The 17,125-nt window shown below is 63.6% G+C and carries 18 protein-coding genes; 9 read left to right on the top strand and 9 right to left on the bottom strand.

Annotated features, from left to right (window positions below; genetic code table 11):
* Positions 1 to 295: 295 nt before the first annotated feature.
* The 4 genes from ACOZ9V_RS16770 (at position 296) to ACOZ9V_RS16755 (ending at position 5,031) form a co-directional block, all read left to right on the top strand.
* Positions 296 to 1,153, top strand: coding sequence for an ATP-binding cassette domain-containing protein (locus ACOZ9V_RS16770; protein ID WP_434591895.1), 858 nt, complete (start codon positions 296 to 298; stop codon positions 1,151 to 1,153).
* 40 nt (positions 1,154 to 1,193) lie between these two features.
* Entirely contained in the window at positions 1,194 to 3,371 is a 2,178-nt protein-coding gene (locus tag ACOZ9V_RS16765) for a YhgE/Pip family protein (protein WP_434591893.1), read from the top strand.
* A gap of 227 nt (positions 3,372 to 3,598) precedes the next feature.
* Positions 3,599 to 3,991 carry a hypothetical protein gene (locus tag ACOZ9V_RS16760; RefSeq protein WP_410709019.1) on the top strand — a complete coding sequence of 131 codons (393 nt, stop codon included), beginning with the start codon at positions 3,599 to 3,601 and terminating at the stop codon, positions 3,989 to 3,991.
* A gap of 158 nt (positions 3,992 to 4,149) precedes the next feature.
* The gene (locus tag ACOZ9V_RS16755; protein WP_434591891.1) at positions 4,150 to 5,031 is read left to right on the top strand and encodes a transposase; all 882 of its coding nucleotides are present in this window, start codon (positions 4,150 to 4,152) and stop codon (positions 5,029 to 5,031) included.
* Between the two features lie 198 nt (positions 5,032 to 5,229).
* On the opposite strand, the gene ACOZ9V_RS16750 is transcribed toward ACOZ9V_RS16755, so the two are convergent.
* Positions 5,230 to 5,949: an AAA family ATPase gene (locus tag ACOZ9V_RS16750; RefSeq protein ID WP_434591889.1), complete on the bottom strand. Its 720-nt coding sequence runs from the start codon at positions 5,947 to 5,949 to the stop codon at positions 5,230 to 5,232.
* Between the two features lie 63 nt (positions 5,950 to 6,012).
* Positions 6,013 to 6,612: a LysE/ArgO family amino acid transporter gene (locus tag ACOZ9V_RS16745; protein ID WP_181272219.1), complete on the bottom strand. Its 600-nt coding sequence runs from the start codon at positions 6,610 to 6,612 to the stop codon at positions 6,013 to 6,015.
* A gap of 70 nt (positions 6,613 to 6,682) precedes the next feature.
* Between ACOZ9V_RS16745 and ACOZ9V_RS16740 the strand changes: the two genes are divergently transcribed.
* Complete coding sequence (locus ACOZ9V_RS16740; protein WP_434591887.1) at positions 6,683 to 7,582, top strand: ArgP/LysG family DNA-binding transcriptional regulator; 900 nt, start codon at positions 6,683 to 6,685, stop codon at positions 7,580 to 7,582.
* Positions 7,583 to 7,619: 37 nt separating this feature from the next.
* Here the strand turns inward: ACOZ9V_RS16740 and ACOZ9V_RS16735 are convergent, their stop codons facing one another.
* A complete protein-coding gene (locus ACOZ9V_RS16735) occupies positions 7,620 to 8,204 on the bottom strand; it encodes a TetR/AcrR family transcriptional regulator (RefSeq protein WP_434591885.1) in 585 nt (194 codons plus the stop codon).
* Between the two features lie 148 nt (positions 8,205 to 8,352).
* Between ACOZ9V_RS16735 and ACOZ9V_RS16730 the strand changes: the two genes are divergently transcribed.
* Both ACOZ9V_RS16730 and ACOZ9V_RS16725 read left to right on the top strand, forming a co-directional pair.
* Positions 8,353 to 8,826: a hypothetical protein gene (locus ACOZ9V_RS16730; protein WP_139467908.1), complete on the top strand. Its 474-nt coding sequence runs from the start codon at positions 8,353 to 8,355 to the stop codon at positions 8,824 to 8,826.
* Between the two features lie 51 nt (positions 8,827 to 8,877).
* Entirely contained in the window at positions 8,878 to 11,016 is a 2,139-nt protein-coding gene (locus ACOZ9V_RS16725) for a RecQ family ATP-dependent DNA helicase (RefSeq protein ID WP_181272220.1), read from the top strand.
* Positions 11,017 to 11,018: 2 nt separating this feature from the next.
* Here the strand turns inward: ACOZ9V_RS16725 and ACOZ9V_RS16720 are convergent, their stop codons facing one another.
* The 4 genes from ACOZ9V_RS16720 to ACOZ9V_RS16705 all read right to left on the bottom strand — a co-directional run bounded on the left by ACOZ9V_RS16720 (position 11,019) and on the right by ACOZ9V_RS16705 (position 13,665).
* Positions 11,019 to 11,315, bottom strand: a complete 297-nt coding sequence (locus ACOZ9V_RS16720) for a hypothetical protein (RefSeq protein WP_181272221.1) — start codon at positions 11,313 to 11,315, stop codon at positions 11,019 to 11,021.
* A 193-nt stretch (positions 11,316 to 11,508) separates the two neighbouring features.
* On the bottom strand, positions 11,509 to 11,994 hold the full coding sequence (locus ACOZ9V_RS16715; protein WP_434591882.1) for a hypothetical protein: 486 nt from the start codon (positions 11,992 to 11,994) through the stop codon (positions 11,509 to 11,511).
* Positions 11,995 to 12,063: 69 nt separating this feature from the next.
* Positions 12,064 to 12,825, bottom strand: a complete 762-nt coding sequence (locus ACOZ9V_RS16710) for a VOC family protein (protein ID WP_434591880.1) — start codon at positions 12,823 to 12,825, stop codon at positions 12,064 to 12,066.
* A gap of 66 nt (positions 12,826 to 12,891) precedes the next feature.
* Positions 12,892 to 13,665, bottom strand: a complete 774-nt coding sequence (locus tag ACOZ9V_RS16705; RefSeq protein WP_434591878.1) for an isocitrate lyase/PEP mutase family protein — start codon at positions 13,663 to 13,665, stop codon at positions 12,892 to 12,894.
* A 123-nt stretch (positions 13,666 to 13,788) separates the two neighbouring features.
* Between ACOZ9V_RS16705 and ACOZ9V_RS16700 the strand changes: the two genes are divergently transcribed.
* Positions 13,789 to 14,499, top strand: coding sequence for a DUF998 domain-containing protein (locus tag ACOZ9V_RS16700; RefSeq protein WP_434591876.1), 711 nt, complete (start codon positions 13,789 to 13,791; stop codon positions 14,497 to 14,499).
* 4 nt (positions 14,500 to 14,503) lie between these two features.
* Here the strand turns inward: ACOZ9V_RS16700 and ACOZ9V_RS16695 are convergent, their stop codons facing one another.
* Complete coding sequence (locus ACOZ9V_RS16695) at positions 14,504 to 16,228, bottom strand: amidase (RefSeq protein ID WP_434591874.1); 1,725 nt, start codon at positions 16,226 to 16,228, stop codon at positions 14,504 to 14,506.
* Positions 16,229 to 16,371: 143 nt separating this feature from the next.
* On the opposite strand from ACOZ9V_RS16695, the gene mobA reads away from it, so the two are divergent.
* A complete protein-coding gene (mobA, locus tag ACOZ9V_RS16690; protein ID WP_434591872.1) occupies positions 16,372 to 16,995 on the top strand; it encodes a molybdenum cofactor guanylyltransferase in 624 nt (207 codons plus the stop codon).
* Here the strand turns inward: mobA and ykgO are convergent.
* A complete protein-coding gene (gene ykgO, locus ACOZ9V_RS16685; RefSeq protein WP_139467916.1) occupies positions 16,976 to 17,098 on the bottom strand; it encodes a type B 50S ribosomal protein L36 in 123 nt (40 codons plus the stop codon). The genes mobA and ykgO overlap by 20 nt on opposite strands.
* Between the last annotated feature and the right edge of the window lie 27 nt (positions 17,099 to 17,125).

Raw genomic sequence — 17,125 nt, 5'->3', positions numbered from 1 at the left:
AACCGTTCCGCGGTCACCATCGAAAGGCCGCCCGAAGAGCCACCCGAGAGTCCGCCCGATGGCCTCTGTCCAGCGAATCGATGTGCAATTCGTGACATCTGGGTCTTCTCGAGTCACTCTCGCGTCATTTTCATGAGAGAATTCACTGGTGTTACCAATGGGTAACTTCGCGTGGAGTCGCCCGCTCCACACCCTCACGTGCCGGTGGTGGCGTAGTCTGCAGTCACCTGCGCGGTGCAGAATTATCCGGCACTGACCGGATCGACGAGGGCACAGACGATTGGGAGCGATGGCTATGGAGAGCACAACGGACACTCTCGCCGAGGACACCGACATCGACGCGCCAGCGGTCGCGCTGCACGGTTGGTCGCTGTCCGGCAAACAGGGCGATGTGTTCACCGATATCGACCTCGAGGTGCCGACCGGTGCCGTCGCTGTCGTCCGTGGTCCCGCCGGCAGCGGGAAGACCTCTCTCCTCCTGTCCTTGGCTGGAAGGATGCGGGTCTCCGCGGGGGAGGGCCGCCTCGGCGATATCGATATCCGCAAGCAGGCCCGCACCGTGCGCGGGCAGGTTGCGGTCGGACATATCGGCGGGCTGACGGACCTTGAGGACGATTTCACGGTTGCGCAGCACGTCGCCGAACGACAGATCATGCTCCAGCCCTGGTACAAGCCGTGGGCGTCGAAATCGACCCTGCGTGAGGTCATCGGTCTCATCCGGGACACCTTCACCACGGCTACGGAGATCATTGACGAACTCCCGCCGGGGACGTTCTCGAAGCAGGACGCCCAGCGCGCGGACTTCCTCATCGACGATGACGGAGAGGTATTCGTCTCCGAGCTGAGTGAGCTGCAGAAATTCTTCCTCGAATTCGGGCTGGCGAGCCTCAGCCGCCCACCCGTCGTCGTCATCGACAACATCGACTACCTGCGCGAATCCGCCGACCGAGCCCGTGCTTGGGCCGGGATCCTCATCTATCAGCAGTTGCGCAGATCACGGGATCCCGAGGATCCGCTCACGGTCATCGTCTCCTGCGAGGACTCGAGTGAACTCGACATCGCCACCAGATCGCTCGGCTTCCGCGCGGAGCCGTCGCTGGTCGAACTCGAACTGCCGCCCCACCCTCCCGCTCATCGCGGGTCCAAACACTGAACTGCCTGCCCCACGTATACGAATCCGAGGAGATTCCCGAATGTTCTCCCTGCCCTGGTTAGAACTCTCACGATTCAAACGCCACACGATCACGCGCTTGGCGATGATCGTCATCATCGTCATCCCGTCGATCTACGGCGGGCTGTACCTGGCCTCGAACTGGAACCCGACCGAGCACCTCGACAAGCTGCAGGCGGCAATCGTCAACGAGGATACCGGCGCGGAGAAGCCCGACTCGGACGGAGAGAAGCTCAACGCCGGTCAGGAACTCGTCGACGAGATCACGCCGAAGGGCGAGGGCGGATTCGACTGGCAGGAGACCAGCCAGAAAGAAGCCGACGAGGGACTGGCCGAAGGGAAGTACTTCGCGGTCCTCGAGATCCCCTCGGACTTCTCCGAGATGCTCGTGTCGACCGGAGGCGACGATCCGGAGCAGGCAGGGCTGCGGCTGCGCACCGACGACGCCCACAACTTCATCGTCGGACAGGTGGCCGGGACCATCCTCTCCGAGATCAAGGGCGGACTGAGCAAGACGACGACCGCCGAGTACGTCAACCAGGTCTATCTCGGATTCAACGACATCCATTCGGAGACGGAGAAAGCTGCAAACGGTGCGTCCGACCTGCACGACGGAGCAGGCCAACTCCACGACGGCACCGGAGAGCTCGTCGACGGGACGACGAAGCTCGACAAAGGAATCGGAACGTTGCAGACCGGGCTCATCGACCTCGACGACGGTGCGGGCGAGCTGAAGAAGGGCAGCGGCGACCTCGCCGACGGAGCCGATACCCTGGCGAAATCCACCACCGAGGCGAAGAACGGCTCGAAGAAACTCGCCGACGGTGCCGGGCAGGTCGCCGACGGCACCTCAGAGCTGCGCGATACCGCCGATGAGGCGACGAAGAAAGCCGAGGACGTCAAACGCAAGGCCGATGATGTCGTCGACGGAGCGCGACCGAAGCTCGAGCGCGCCGAAGGGGACTTCGACGATGCCCGCACCACCGTGCGCGGGGACATGGACGACCGGATCAAGCAGCTGCAGGAGGACTATCCGGACGACCCGAACGTCAAGAAACTCGCCGAGGATGCCAACGGCCTCGGCGAGGACCTCGATTCCGCGCACAAGCGCGCCTCCGACGCCAAGGATGAAGCCAAGAGCCTCGAGGACAAGCTGACCGACGCGGTCGACGGCGTGATGGACAAGATCCGCACGGCCGATAAGAAGATCGGTCAGCTCGACGACGGAGCGCAGAAGGTCGCGACCGGTGCCGATGACCTCCACTCCGGACTGATCAAGCTCGACGCCGGAGCGGGCAAGCTCGCCACGGGTGCCGGTGACCTGCATGACGGGGCCGTCCAGCTCAAGGACGGCACGGCGAAGGCCAAGGACGGAGCCGGTGATCTCAAGGACGGATCGGAGCAGCTCGTCGACGGGTCAACCGAACTCGATAAGGGTGCGGGCAAGCTTGATGACGGCTCCGGAGAACTCGCCGACGGGTTGGAGAAAGGACTCGAACAGATCCCGACCTACGACAAGAAGGACCGGGAGAACCGTTCGGATGTCGTGGCGGTTCCCGTCGATGCAGACAAGGTCAAGGACAACGCCGTCGATGCCTATGGCGAAGGACTGTCTGCGTTCTTCGTCTCCCTGGCTCTGTGGATCGGCGGAATGATCACCTACATGGTGCTCAACGCCATCCCATACCGAGCACTGTTCTCATCGGCCACCTCGTCGCGCATCGCATGGGCCGGCTACGTTCCCGGGCTGCTGTTCGGCATCGCCCAAGTCGCGGTCCTCTATGCGATCCTCGCCTTCACCTTGGACTTCTCGGCCGGCTCGTGGTTGTGGACGCTGCTGTTCTCGATGCTCGTGGCGGCCTGTTTCCACTCCGTGCACCAATTGTGTGTCGCGGCCTTGGGTGGTGTCGGCAGGCTGATTGCCCTGGTTCTGCTGATGCTGCAGATCGCATCGGCAGGCGGAACCTATCCGGTGGAGACGGCGCCGAAGATCTTCCAGATCATCTCGCCGTTCCTGCCGATGACGCACGCGGTCAGCGGTCTGCGCACACTGGTTGCCGGTGGTGACATGTTCATCGCCGCGCAGGCGGCCGTGGTCCTGCTGCTGATGACCGCAATCTGTCTGGTCGCCACAAGCGTGGTCTGCAGCCGCAAGCGTATGGTCACGCTCACTCAGCTCCACCCGAGTCTGCAGCTGTAGGCCGGGCCGGTTGCAGGGTCGTGCCTTGGGGTGCGGGCTGCAGAGTTGTTGCGGGACACAGGGCTGCTGCGGACTTACAGGCCTGATCGCAGCGCGGGCGTGGCCCGTTGCCGATGCCAGACGCTGTCGGCGCATTTGTTTGGTCGATCCACGGTGTTCTGGAGGTCGAAACCCTCTGTGTCAGGCTGGTTGTGAGCCACTCCGGATAAGAGAGGAACCGGAGCATCATGGCCATCACCCCTGGATACACTGTCGAAGAGATCCGAAACTTCGTCTACCAACACGAGAAGATCCCACACGGGTATAAGTCCCTGTGGTTAGCGGAGCAAGAGTTCAGCCGCCATCAATTCAGGAAATGGCGACTAGCGACATTCAACGGTGACCTCGACCGTGGCCTGATCCCACGGTCACGGGCAGGCAAAGTCCCCTACAACCCGAGGCAACTGATGCAATCATCAATCGAAGAAAACCAAGCCAAACGCATCGCCGAACTCGAAGAACGCAATGCTCAACTCGAGGCAGCGAACGAAGCCTTGGGAAAAGCTATCGGGCTCTTGCACGATCGGAACGCACAAGAGCCCGACGTAACCCCGACGACGCCGAAGCCGAGCAATTCCTGACCATCGAGAACTCCCTGGTCATCGATCTGACTGACGTTCTGTCCTCACAGCGGAAAGCATTGGCGCTGGTGGGCCTGGCCCGATCGGTGTGGCACTACCGGGTCAATCCTCGTCCCCGACTATCTGACCCGATAGAGCAGAAGGAGCGGGACTACTCGATGAGGATCGGTGCTGCCGACCGGCAGATCATCGAGGAGTGGATCCAGGCCGGTTGGCTGCAGGGCCGGTCAGTGGATGCGTCGTTTGCTTCAGCGTGGGACGAGGGTGTGATGTTGGCATCCAGGCGCACATGGTGGCGTATTGCTGAGGCGATCGTGGATCAGTCGCAGCGGCCCCGGGTCCCGTCCCGGGGTGAGACAAGGACGCCCCGAGTAGCACCTGTGCTGGTGGCTACCCGGCCGGGGCAGGTGTGGAGTTGGGACATCACGGATGTGAAGTCGATCTGGAGTCGGGTGACGTACAAGGCATACTCGATCATCGATATCTTCTCCCGCAAGATCGTCGGTTACCGGGTCGAGTCCCGCGAAGTCGATGATTTGGCTGTTGAGATGTTTGAGGCCGCGATCGCCGAGCACGGTGTGCCAGAGTTTGTGCATGCTGATTCGGGAGCGGCGATGAAGTCGAATGCGTTGAAGAACGCACTCGAGGCACTCGGGGTGGAGTTATCGCATAACCGACCGTATGTGTCTAATGACAACCCGTATTCGGAATCGGAGTTTCGGACGATGAAGTATCGCCCGGACTATCCGAAGACGTTTGAATCACTCGAGGCGGCTAGAGCCCACATCGATGCCTATGTCGTCTGGTACAACACGGAGCACCGGCATTCAGGGATCGCGTTGTTCACCCCGAATCAGGTCCATGACGGGTCGTGGGAAGAAGCGTGGAACGCCCGGGTGAAGGCGAATGATGAGTATTACGCCAGGCATCCCGAGCGTTTCCATGCGCCACCGCAGGTGCCGAAGCCGGCCGGTGTGGTCGGTATCAATTACGAACCAGTACTAGTTGAAGTCCAAGAAATCACTGCTGAAGCAGCGTGAGTGACTCCAAACAGCTTGACACCCCGCGTTTCGCTGGGCGAAACGCCGTGGATCGACCAAACAATCCAGCGAAATCCAGTTGGGAGGTGATCAAGCAACCATCGCCGAGGTGTTTGGGGGGTCTCCCGGGCGCAAACTGCGCGTGTCAGCAGAGTAAGGAGCGGTGCCGCCTCTGGCGTTGCGGGCGTAGGCGGCGGCTCAGTCGTCGAGGTAGCGCAGGTATCGCTGCGGGTCGTGGAGGAAACGGCGCCAGTGATCGACCATGTCGAGGTCCTCCCACGCGGATTCGCGCAAGCCCCAGTCGCCGACCTCGACGATCTTCGCTTCTGTGGCTCGGGCGAGGATGGGGGAGTGGGTGGCCATGACGGTCTGCAGGCCATTGCGCTGGCGTTCGCGGATGAGCTGGAGAAGAGTGAGCGAGGCTGTGAACGACAGCGCGCTCTCCGGCTCGTCGAGGATCCATAGCCCGAGGTCCATGAAGCGGCTTGTGAGCATGTCGACGAACATCTCGCCGTGCGAGCGCTGCGCATAGTGATAGCCGCGCACCGAACCGACGCTCATGAGATAGGCCATGTTCTCGTGCATCGTTTCGGCGCGAAGGAAGAAGCCGCTGCGATTCGTTGTCGCTCCGCGCACGATCTGCAGGTGTTCACTCAGCTCGGGAGGCGCCTCGACGTGATCGCGCACCTCCCAATCTGAGCCGCCGCCGTGCGGGAGGTCAAGAGCCGTGGCGATGGCCTCGATGATGGTCGACTTGCCCGAGCCGTTCTCGCCGACGAAGACGGTCGTCCGATCGAATTTGAAGCCGGACAGAACGTCGCGAACGGCCGGCAGATCACGCAGCCAGGGACTCAGCTTCGGAGGAGACAGGGCAGGCTCGGCCACAGAACGCAGTGGCAGGTCGATGCGGGGATCCATGTCTGCGACGGTACCGATCGGCACTGACATCGGCGACGACGTCGGTCGCCTCGGCGCAACGTCCTATCCCAGCGCCAGCCGCGCGGCCAGCAGCACGAGCACGACGGCGATGATGACGTCGAGGACCTGCCAGACTCGCGGCCGCCCCAAGTAACGGGAGAGCCCACGGGCGCCGTAGCCGATGACGAGGAACCAGCTGATCGAGCCGAGCATTGCCCCGAATGTGAACGGCCACACCCCGTCCGAACCCTGCTGATTCGCGAGATTGCCGAGCATGACGACGGTGTCGATGTAGACGCCGGGGTTGAGGAACGTCAGCGCCAGAGTGGTGACGATGATGGACTTGAGAGACCGTTGATGAGTGTCCGCCTTCAGCCCGGTGGCTTCTCGCGCCGATTTCAGGCTCGTCCACGCGAACCACAGCAGGTAGGCCACGCCCAGCCAGCGCAGGACTTCGAGCGCCCACGGCGCGAGCAGAACGATCGCCCCGATCCCCACCGTGCCCGCTGCGATGAGCAGCACGTCGGCGACGATGCAGATGGTGACGACGACGCCGAGGTGCTCGCGCCGGATCCCCTGCCGCAGCAGGAGTGCGTTCTGCGGGCCGACGGCGATGATGAGGGACCAGCCGGTGAGGAGTCCGGTGACGAGATGAGTGAACACGGACTCAACAGTAGAGACCGATAGTTCAGAAGAAAAACAACAGAATATGGATCTGATGCACAATTGCTTCATGAACATCGATCACGTCAAGGCGCTCGCCGCCGCTGTCGACGAAGGCACCGTCGAAGGGGCGGCCTTCGTTCTCGGCATCACCGCCTCGGCGGCGAGCCAGCGCATCCGCACGCTCGAGTCCCGCCTCGGGCAGGTGCTCATCCGACGATCGAATCCGATCACCGTCACCGAGGCGGGGCAGGCGATCCTCCGTTATGCTCGGCAGGTTGAGCTGCTCGAGTCCGAGGCGCTCGACCGGCTGCACGGCATCGACGCCGACTCCCTCGGGGCGGGCGGATCCGGTGACCGGGGTCGTGAGCCTACGGTGCTCCGGGTGGGGGTGAATGCCGATTCGATGGCGACGTGGTTCCGCCCGATCTTCGCCGAGGCGGCCGGCTGGGACGATGTCGTCGTCCGCATCGAGATGGTCGATCAGGACAAGGCGCTGCCGCTCTTGGCCTCGGGAGAAGTGCTCGGCACGATCACCTCGACCGCGACCGGCGGATACGGGACAACGGTCGCCGAGCTCGGGACGATGCGCTACACCGCCGTGGCCGAACGCTTCCTGTTCGATCGGCATTCCACCGGCACCGAGGCGGATCTAACCAGACTGCCGATGGTGAATTTCGGACAGGATGATGATCTGCAGTTCGAGTTCCTCAGGCGCTGCGGAGTCGAAGGTCGGCCCCCGAGGTCGGTCGTGCCGGGCTCAGCGGAGTTCGCGGCCGCCGTGGAGGCAGGCCTCGGGTGGGGGATGGTGCCGATTATGCAGCTCGACGGTCTCGAGGCCGACCTCGTCGAGATCGGCGCGGAGCCGCATATCGACGTGCCGCTGTACTGGCACCACTGGACTCTGGCCTCGGACAAGCTCTCCCGACTGACCGACGCACTGCGTCGCGCGGCCGCCGTCATGCGGTGATTCGGGGGCGGAGCTGAACTGCCCTCTGTTGATCCGCTCAGGAGCTGAGGAGCTTGCTGATCGTCCACTTGACCTGCTCATGTGCGGCGTCGACGGTCATGGTCTCGGGAGAGATGATCGAGTGCAGGGCGATGCCGTCGACGGTGGTGAAGAGTGCTGTGGCGGTCGGCGCCACCTCAGTCGGGTCGAGATGCCCCTCCTCGGCGAGCAGATTCAGCCAGCGATGCAGGCTGTCATAGGTGACACGGTGACCGTGTTCGAGGAGGCGACGGGACACTGCCCGCTTCTCCGCTCCAAGGGCATGCAAGTGCATGGAGAACCAGGTTTCGAGCTGCACATCTCGATGCTCATGAGTCGGCAGGAACTGGGCGCAGCACTCATAGAGCCGGTCGGCCGGGTCGCGGTTCGCATCAGCAATGGAGAAGTCCTTGACGACGGTGTCGATGGAGCGCCGAGCGACTGCTTCGTGGAGGTCTGCCTGGGTGGGGAAGTAATGGCGCAGAGTCGATGGTCCGACCCCTGCTTCCTTGGCCACGGCGCGCACACTGAGGTTCGCATGCCCAGGCTGCGACCCCTCAGCCAGGCGGATGGCTGCGGTGACGATCTCGTCTCGCTTCGACAACCGTGACTCCTCGCTTCATTGACAACGATGCTATAACTCAGTGTATAGTACGTTGTACTAGTACGGTGTGCCAAAGCGTTGAAACGGCGCGGCAGGAACAGTGTGCTGACCCGACCAGAGGACCCGAACGGAAGAAGAGAGAGCCCTCATGATCGACAGTCTGCAGGAATTCGCCGGAAACATCCCCGACTGGCTGCAGTGGGCGGGCATTCTGCTCGTCTCGGCCATCCCCTTCGTCGAGTCGTATTTCGGCGCTGTCATCGGCGTCGCGATCGGACTCCACCCCGTGGTCGCCATCCTCATGGCCATCATCGGCAACGTCATCTCGATGCTCGCCTTCGTCTATGGGGCCGGTGCCATCCGCGACAAGGCGACGAAGAACAAAGAAGTCGAGGAGAAGCCGAAACGACAGCGGCTCAAGCGCATGTTCGACAAATTCGGCGTGCCGGGAGTTTCGCTGCTCGGCCAGACACTCCTGCCTTCGCAGATCACCTCGTCCGCGATGGTCGGCTTCGGTGCAAACCGCAATGTTGTGGCCTTCTGGCAGGTCATCTCGATCATCCTCTGGGGGGTCCTCTTCGGAGTGCTCGCCACCCTGGGCATCGAGCTGGCGCTGCGCTGAAGAACGGCCGTTCGGTCAGGTCGTGTCACACCCTCCACCTAGACTGGCCCCATGACGGAATCCACCCCGACATCCCCACCGGTTGCAGGCTCACCCGGCGCCCCTGACGATTTCGCGATCGAGGCGCAGCGGATCCTGGCCGAGCTCACCGCGAACCCGAACGCGCAGTTCCGCGATGGCCAGCTCGAGTCCATCCGCGACCTCGTGCAGGCGAAGAAACGCGTCCTCGTCGTCCAGCGCACCGGGTGGGGCAAGTCAGCGGTGTACTTCGTGGCCACTCGGATGCTCCGGGCCTCAGGCACCGGGCCGAGTCTCATCATCTCCCCGCTGCTGGCGCTCATGCGCGACCAGATCGCCGCGGCCGAACGTGCCGGAGTCCGTGCCGCCAGTCTCAACTCCTCGAACGTCACCGAATGGGATTCCGTGCTCGAGGACCTCAAGGCCGGCAGTCTCGACGTCCTCCTCGTCTCCCCGGAACGGCTGAACAATCCGCAGTTCCGCGACGAAGTGCTGCCCCAGCTGCTGGCCTTCCTCGGACTCATCGTCGTCGACGAAGCCCACTGCATCTCCGATTGGGGCCACGATTTCCGCCCCGACTACCGCCGCATCGGCCGGATTCTGTCCGAACTGCCACGTGACACCCCGGTACTCGCGACGACGGCGACAGCGAACTCCCGCGTCGTCACCGACGTCGCCGAACAGCTCGGCGACGACACCACAGTCGTCCGCGGTGAACTCGCCCGAGATTCCCTGCGCCTCGGCGTCCTCCCAGGGCTCGACGCCAGCTCCCGCATCGCCTGGCTGGCCTCCCATCTCAACGACTTCACCGGGTCCGGAATCGTCTACACGCTCACCGTCTCCGCTGCCGAGGACATCACCCGAATGCTGCGCGAACAAGGCCACGAGGTCCGCGCCTATACGGGCCGGACCGATGCCGAAGAACGCGCGGAACTCGAGCAGCAGCTCAAGGACAATCGGATCAAGGCGCTGGTGGCCACCTCGGCGTTGGGCATGGGATTCGACAAACCGGACCTCGGATTCGTCATCCACATCGGCGCGCCCTCCTCAGCCGTGGCTTACTACCAGCAGGTCGGCCGAGCCGGCCGCGCCACAGACTCCGCCGATGTCCTGCTGTTGCCCGGCGCAGAAGACGAACAGATCTGGGAGTACTTCGCTACCGCATCGATGCCGAACCAGGACGATGCGAACGCCGTGCTCGCAGCCCTCGCCGAGGCGGACGGCCCCCTCTCCGTGGCCCGCTTGGAGACCTTGGTCGGAACCAAACGCTCCCGACTCAACTTGCTGCTCAAGACCCTCGAAGTCGAAGACGCGGTGTCGAAGGTCAAAGGCGGGTACGTCTCGACCGGGTTGGGCTGGACCTACGACCGGGAACGCTATGAGAAGGTCGCGGCCGTCCGAGCCGAAGAGGCCCAGGCCATGCTCGATTATGAGGCGACCGGGCAGTGTCGGATGGAGTTCCTCATCCGTCAGCTCGACGATCCCGACCCGAAACTCTGCGGCCGCTGCGACAACTGTGCGGGAGTGTGGTTCTCTGCCGAGATCTCCGACGAACAGCGCCAAGCGGCGGCCGGGAACCTGCACAAGATCGGCCTGCCCATCGAACCGCGCAGTACCTGGCCTAGTGGATTGGCCAACATCGGGGTTCCGCTCAAGGGTCGGATCCCCGCCGAAGATCTCGCCGAGGAAGGACGCGCCATCGCCCGCCTCTCCGACCTCGGACAGGGGCAGAGCCTGCGATCGTTCCTCGCCCCCGATGCTCCCGACGCCGAGGTGCCCGGCCAGATCGGCAAATGGTGCCTCGAAGTGCTCGGGCAGTGGGACTGGAACACCCGCCCCGAGGTGGTCGTATCGATCCCGAGCAATCGCCGTCCAGTGACGGTGCGGTCTCTGGCCGCGAATCTCGCCGCGGCCGGCCGACTCGTGGACGGCGGGGAACTGCTCCAGGTAGGCGATCACGGCACCCCTGATGTCAACAGTGCTTTCCGCGTCAAAGACCTCTATGAGGCCTTCGTTGTTCCTCCGGAAGTCGAGGAGGCAGTGGCCGGGAAGTCAGTGCTGCTGGTCGACGACGAGGTCGTCTCGCGGTGGACGATGACGGTCTGCGCACGATTGCTGCGGCGGGCAGGAGCCACCTCGGTGCTGCCGTTCGCCCTTGCACTCCGGGCCTGAGGTCAATTCGACGAGCCGTCCCGGAGCTGACCCCAGCCGAACTCGGTCTCCGATATTTCATCTCGAAGATCTTCGAAGAATCGATCTCGCGCCTCATCCATGTTTTCGTACATATAGGAATCTGAAACGATGACGCTGAGAGTCTCTCCGCATGCCTGAATAGACGCTACGAATCGATCGAGCCTAGACCCCTCAGATTCGATAGTAAGTTGTTCGAATTCGGCATCAGTAAGCAGCTTCTGAATCGCTGGAATTACTATGTATTCGATCCTGCCGTTCAGTTCCGTGCTGATGTCCAAATGGATCCGCCCTCTTTGACTTACAGTCGTGCGACACTCTCGGCCGTCGGCTTATTGGTTTCGAGCTTAAACGTCGGCGAATGAAGATGCCATAAATACAGAGACTGTCGCGATGTTCATTCTGAGACTATTCAGCGACCGCATGCTTTCAAAGCTCACCATCAAGCGTGCTGGATGACTTACAGCGGTAGCTCTAACTCCTCTGCAGGTCTCTGACCAGGCGCGGAGTTGACCGGCGGCCGACCTGACCTGCCCACTGCGACCACGGGTAGGAGAGTCGGACATGGAAATAGTTGATGTACTCGGCGACAGCGAACTGCCAGATGACGATGATGAGAACCGCGCTGAGCGAAACGCCGGGCCAAGCGACGACGATGCCGATGAGTGAGGTGAGAAGCACCAGCGGATTGATGACGCGCAGAAACCGATAGATTCGAGCGACCGGTCTTGGAATCGGGGCCGGCAGATGATGCCGAGCGATCAGCCAGTAGATTCCGGCCTGAACGAGGATGAAGAGCAGCGGGGACAGTGTTGCCCATAGCGCTGCTTCGGCTCGATCGGTCGCGACAAAAGCGAGACGCGTCGGAACGACAGCGAAGACCGCCGCGGCGACGATCTCCCCGAGCCTGAGGCTGAGGAATCGTCGCCGCAGCGGTGCAAAACGATCGGTGTCAGTCACAGCCGGATCAGCGACTGCCGAAGGGCAGTCGACCAGAACAGTGCCGGGCCGCCTCGGCGAGGCTGACGGTCACAGATTCTGCTGGAGCTGGAACGTCGCGCCTTCCGGATCGGTGACCGTGACGATGCGTCCGTACGGGGAGTCTTCCGGGCCGGCGAGCACCTTGCCGCCGAGCTCGGTCACCTTCGCTGCCGCAGCATCGGCGTCTTCGACGTTGAAGTAGGTGCGCCAATAGGAATTCTGTGCCCACTCGCTGGCGTCACAGATCCCGGCCACAGCCGCGTCACCGTCGCCGTGCGTCGAGTACGGGAAGCCCTCCATCGGAGTGATGTCGAACGAAAAGACCTTGGCATAGAAATCATTCGCTGCCTGGTAGTTCGTCGTCATGAGTTCGAACCACACGGGAGTTCCCGGTGAGAGCGGAGTATCGAAGCCGGAGAACTCACCGGGCTGCCACATGCCGATGGGCGAACCGGTCGGATCGACGACGACGGCCATCTGGCCGAGCGGGCCGACGGGCATCGGGCCGACGACGTCCGCAGCACCGGCACCCAACGCTGCCTGGTGGACTCCGGCGATGTCCCCAGTGTGCAGGTAGGTCGACCAAGCCGTGGGCATCTCCGGACTCGGGGTACCGTCCATGTTCATGGCTCGCATGGCGCCGCCGACGTTGCCTCCGTCCTTCGTGATCATATTGTAGTGGCCGAAGTCCTCACCCATGTCGGTGAATTCCCAGCCGAAGAGCTGATTGTAGAAGTTCTGGGCGGCCTCGAAGTCCTGACAGACATAGTCGATCCAGATCGGCTGGCCTTCGCGGGGGTTGGCAGGCATTGCGTCTCCTCTTGTGATGGGTGGAGGTGAGTTGCAGTGAATGGTGCCGACGGCAGCGGGATGACCCTACTGCCAAGCGCGCGTGAAATCCGCGAAGCAGTCGGTCAGCGCCGCCTGCAGAAGCGGACCGAAGGTCACGCGCCCGACCCCGAGCTCAGCGAGCTGTGAGAGGTCGAGTTCTTCGGGCACCGCGCCCTTGATCGGGTGCGCGGTGACATTGAGCGGCAGAGTGATCTGCGCGAGGATCGACTTGAGTGTGCCCACATCGGGCAGACGGACGGGGTAGACGGAGTCCGCGCCGGCGTCGGTGCACAGACGCAGACGTCGTACCACCTCGGCGGTGGGATCCTCGAAGTCGCCGGGATATTTGAACACATCTGTCCGGGCGTTGATGACGACGTGGACCCTTTGAGCCTCGGCCGCTTGGCGAAGGCTCCAAATGTATTCGGCATGCTCCTCGGGACTGCGCATGCTGCCGCGGCTGTGCACCGTGTCCTCGATATTCACACCGACCGCTCCGGCCTCGAGGAGACCGGCGATGAGCTCGGGAGCGGGGGTGTCGTATCCGGATTCGAGATCCGCGGTGACCGGAACATCCACCGCCGAGGTGATCCGTGAGATCCCCTCGAGCGCCTGCTCGAGCGTCATCTGCTCACCGTCGCCGTGGCCGAGCGAATCGGCGAGCGGGTGCGACCCGACGCTCAGAGCGTTGAAACCGACGTCGACCATCGCACGAGCCGACCAGGCATCCCAGACAGTCGGCAGCACGAGAGGTTCGTCCTGGTGATGTCCCTGCAGAAGGGTGAAAGCGCGTTCGGCGAGAACCGTGTAATCGGCCATGGTCAATACTTTTCCACTGTTGTGCCTCGACACGCCAGGGGTCGGACTGGTTCACCAGAAGGTTTCAGGCAGGCGCAGTGATAGCGTGAACAACATCCGATGTCGCCGTACGGAGGAGCAGAGATGGCCGGTTCAGGCGCCATCCGCGTTTCGCCCAAACCCGAGCGGGTATGGGCACTTCTCGCCGTGCTTGCCGGCATGGCCACGATCCTCATCGAGATTCCCGCGGCACTGATGTCCGAAGGCGGCTATTCGTTCACTCAGCAGCCCATCAGCCATCTGGGGATGACCGGATGCGGGGACTGGGGAGACGTCGGAACCCCGATCGAGGTCTGCTCACCGGCCCATCCCTTCGTCAACGGTGTTTCCATCATCGCCGGATCGATGCTCGCGATCATCGCCTTCATCTGGCACGACTGGATCGCCCCGAGTCGCTGGGGCAGGTGCGGATCCTTCCTACTCGCCGCCGGCGGAATGCTGTTGGCCGGAACCGGGATGGTCCCCGCCGATATCGATCCGACTCTGCATGCTGTCTTCGGTTTCGGCGGATCCGGAATCCAGAATCTCGGTCTGCTCGCCGCAGGCATCGCTTTGACTCGCTGGCCCGAGAAGCGCTGGATCGGTCCCGTCGAATTCGGCGGACTCACGCTCGGACTGGGCGCGTTCGGTCTCGCCGGAGCACTGTTCTTGGCTGCTCCCGAGACCTGGAACCTGCCCGTCGGCATCGTCGAGAGAGCCGCGTCCTACCCGTTCCTCATCTGGTTCATCGTCGCCGGATGGATGCAGCTGCGTGACGCCTCCAGGCGAAAGCGCGAACTCACCTCCGGGCGCTGACGATCTACAGCCGCGGAGTCCGCGGCGGCACCTGGCGACGGTCGCCGGTCGCCTCGAACGCTGCGGCGATCTCGATGAGCGCAGAATCGTCCCAGCCTCGTCCGGCGATCGTCAGGCCCACGGGAATCCCGGTATCGGACATGGTGCCCATCGGCACCGTCACCGAGGGGATTCCCAGATGCCTGGGCACGAGGTTGCCGTTGGCCACCCACGTGCCGTTGCGCCATCCCAGGTCCGCGGAAGCTTCATTGACGTCCATGTCCGATGGTCCCACATCGGCCATCGCCGGGAAGATCACCGCATCGAGGCCCCGCTCGTCCATCCATTCCTCGAGGTCGACCCGGCGGGTCTCCTCGAGCCCGCGCACACCGGATTCGAGCTCCGGGATCTCCGCGACCGAGGCGTAGCGATTCGTGCGCACCTGCTCCGGGTAGGTTGCGATGTCATCGTCGAACCCGACGTAGCGATCCGGCAGCGCACCGGGTGGGTGGGGGAAGATCAAGGCTCCGTCCACCTCGGCGAGGGTGTTCAGTTTGGGGTCGCCGTTCGCGGCGAGGAAGTCATCCCATCCCCACGACGAGAGGTCGTTGATCTCCCGATCGAGGTAGGCGGCGGTGACGAGCCCCCGCGTCGCGATCGTCGGCGCACCGGGCCGGTCGCCCTCGTATTTGCTCACGACCGGGAAGTCGGTCTCGACGACCTCGGCGCCTGCGGATTCGAGATCGGCTCGCGCCGCCTGCCAGGCCTCGATCACCGAGGCGCGCGTCTCGACTCGCTGTCCTGTGGGCCCGCCGATACCGCCGTCCGGGTTCGTCCCGGCCTCGTCATCGGCGTTGATGTACATCCGCGGCACGCCGAGTCGCTTGCCGGCCAACACCGACCCAGCCGCCGCGAGCGATTCCGGCAGGAGCGCAGCGTAGGAGTCCGGGCGCACCGCGCTCGCCTTCGGGATATCCACCCACGGTTGGGCGCGCCAGAAGTCCCCGCGAGTCTGTTCGTCGTCGGCGACGATGACGTCGAGGACCTCCGCCAGATCGGCCATTGTGCGAGTGTGGGGGACGATGACGTCCATCGTGGGCACGAGCGGCCAGTTTCCGCGCACGCTGATGACCCCGCGAGAGGGGGTGTAGGCGATGAGCGCATTGTGCGACGCTGGGGCTCGGCCCGATGACCAGGTTTCCTCGCCGAGGCCGAAGGCCGCGAAGCTCGCCGTCGTGGCTGTGCCCGAGCCGTTCGAGGAACCGGAGGCGAAGGCGCTGGTCAGCCAATCCGCGTTGTACGGGCTTTCGGCGCGACCATAAAGCCCGCGCTGCATGCCGCCGTTGGCCATCGGCGGCATGTTCGTCAGACCCAAGCAGATGGCGCCGCCGGCGCGCAGCCGTTCGATCGTGAATGCATCTTTCTGTGCCACGAGGTCGGCGAAGGCCGGAGACCCGGAGGCCACGGTGAGGCCCGCGACCATATAGCTGTCCTTCGCGGTGTACGGAATTCCGTCGAGGGGGCCGAGAGTCTCACCGGCTGCACGTCGTTCGTCGGAGGCGGCCGCCTCGGCGAGGGCTTGCGGGTTCTTCACGATCACGGAGTTGAGTTTCGTGTCGGTGTCGGGACCGTCGAACGCGGCGATCCGGTCCTGATAGGCCTCGACGAGCTCCACCGAGGTGGTGCGGCCGTCCTCGAGGGCGACTCGCAGATCGGCGATGGACGCTTCGACGACATCGAACTTCGACATGATCTTCCTCCGGGCACTCGACGGTGCGTGCGCGATGTGGGTGTGTTCCTGCCCAGAGTAGCGCCGATTCGCCGAGGATGGGCTGCGGATTTCGTTGTTTGCCGGGCACTGAGAGCGGTATTCGCGGTCTGTACGATCGAGGCATGACGGTCAACGCGATCATTCTCACCGGCGGTCGTTCGCGACGCTTCGACGGCGTTCACAAACCCGGCGTCGAGGTCGACGGACGGTCGACGATCTCCCGGATCCTGCAGAGCATCCGCGGTGCGGCAGCCGACGCCGAGGTGTGGGTGGCCGGACCCGCAGACGGGCTCTCGGAAGCGGAGCAGAAAAGCGTCCGCGTCGTGCGGGAAGAACCCGAGTTCGCGGGCCCGTTGGCCGGGATCGCGGCCGCGGTTGCGGCTATGCCGACTGAGGCGGAATTCCCGCCCGAGACGGCCGATGTGACTCTCATCCTTGCCGGGGACATGCCGATGATCACGGCGGGCCACCTCGGTGAGCTCATCTCCACGTGCCGGGCCACCGGACGTCCGGCCACGGGCACTGATGATCGGGGGAAGACGCAGTTCCTCTGCGCGGCCTGGCCGACTCGACTGGTGCGCGCCCGTCTCGCTGAGATCGGCGACCCGACGGATGGGGCAGTGAAACTGCTGTTCAACGGTCTCGACCCGGCGGTGGTCGCCGTGGACCCGGAGATAGTGAGCGACTTCGACACTGCAGCCGAGCTCGAAGCGATTCGAGCCCGGCTCAGCCCTGACGGGCCTTGAATCGAGGATTCTTCTTGTTGATGACGTAGACGCGGCCGCGGCGGCGGACCACCTGCGAACCGGGCAGTGACTTCAGCGAACGCAGCGAACGACGAACCTTCATGGATGCGACTCCTTAGTGAGAATGAGT

This window comes from Brevibacterium sp. 1718, assembly GCF_051131255.1.
GTDB lineage: Bacteria > Actinomycetota > Actinomycetes > Actinomycetales > Brevibacteriaceae > Brevibacterium > Brevibacterium sediminis.
The sequence above is the reverse complement of the archived record's forward strand: the minus strand, read 5'-3'. Positions and strand labels throughout refer to the sequence as shown.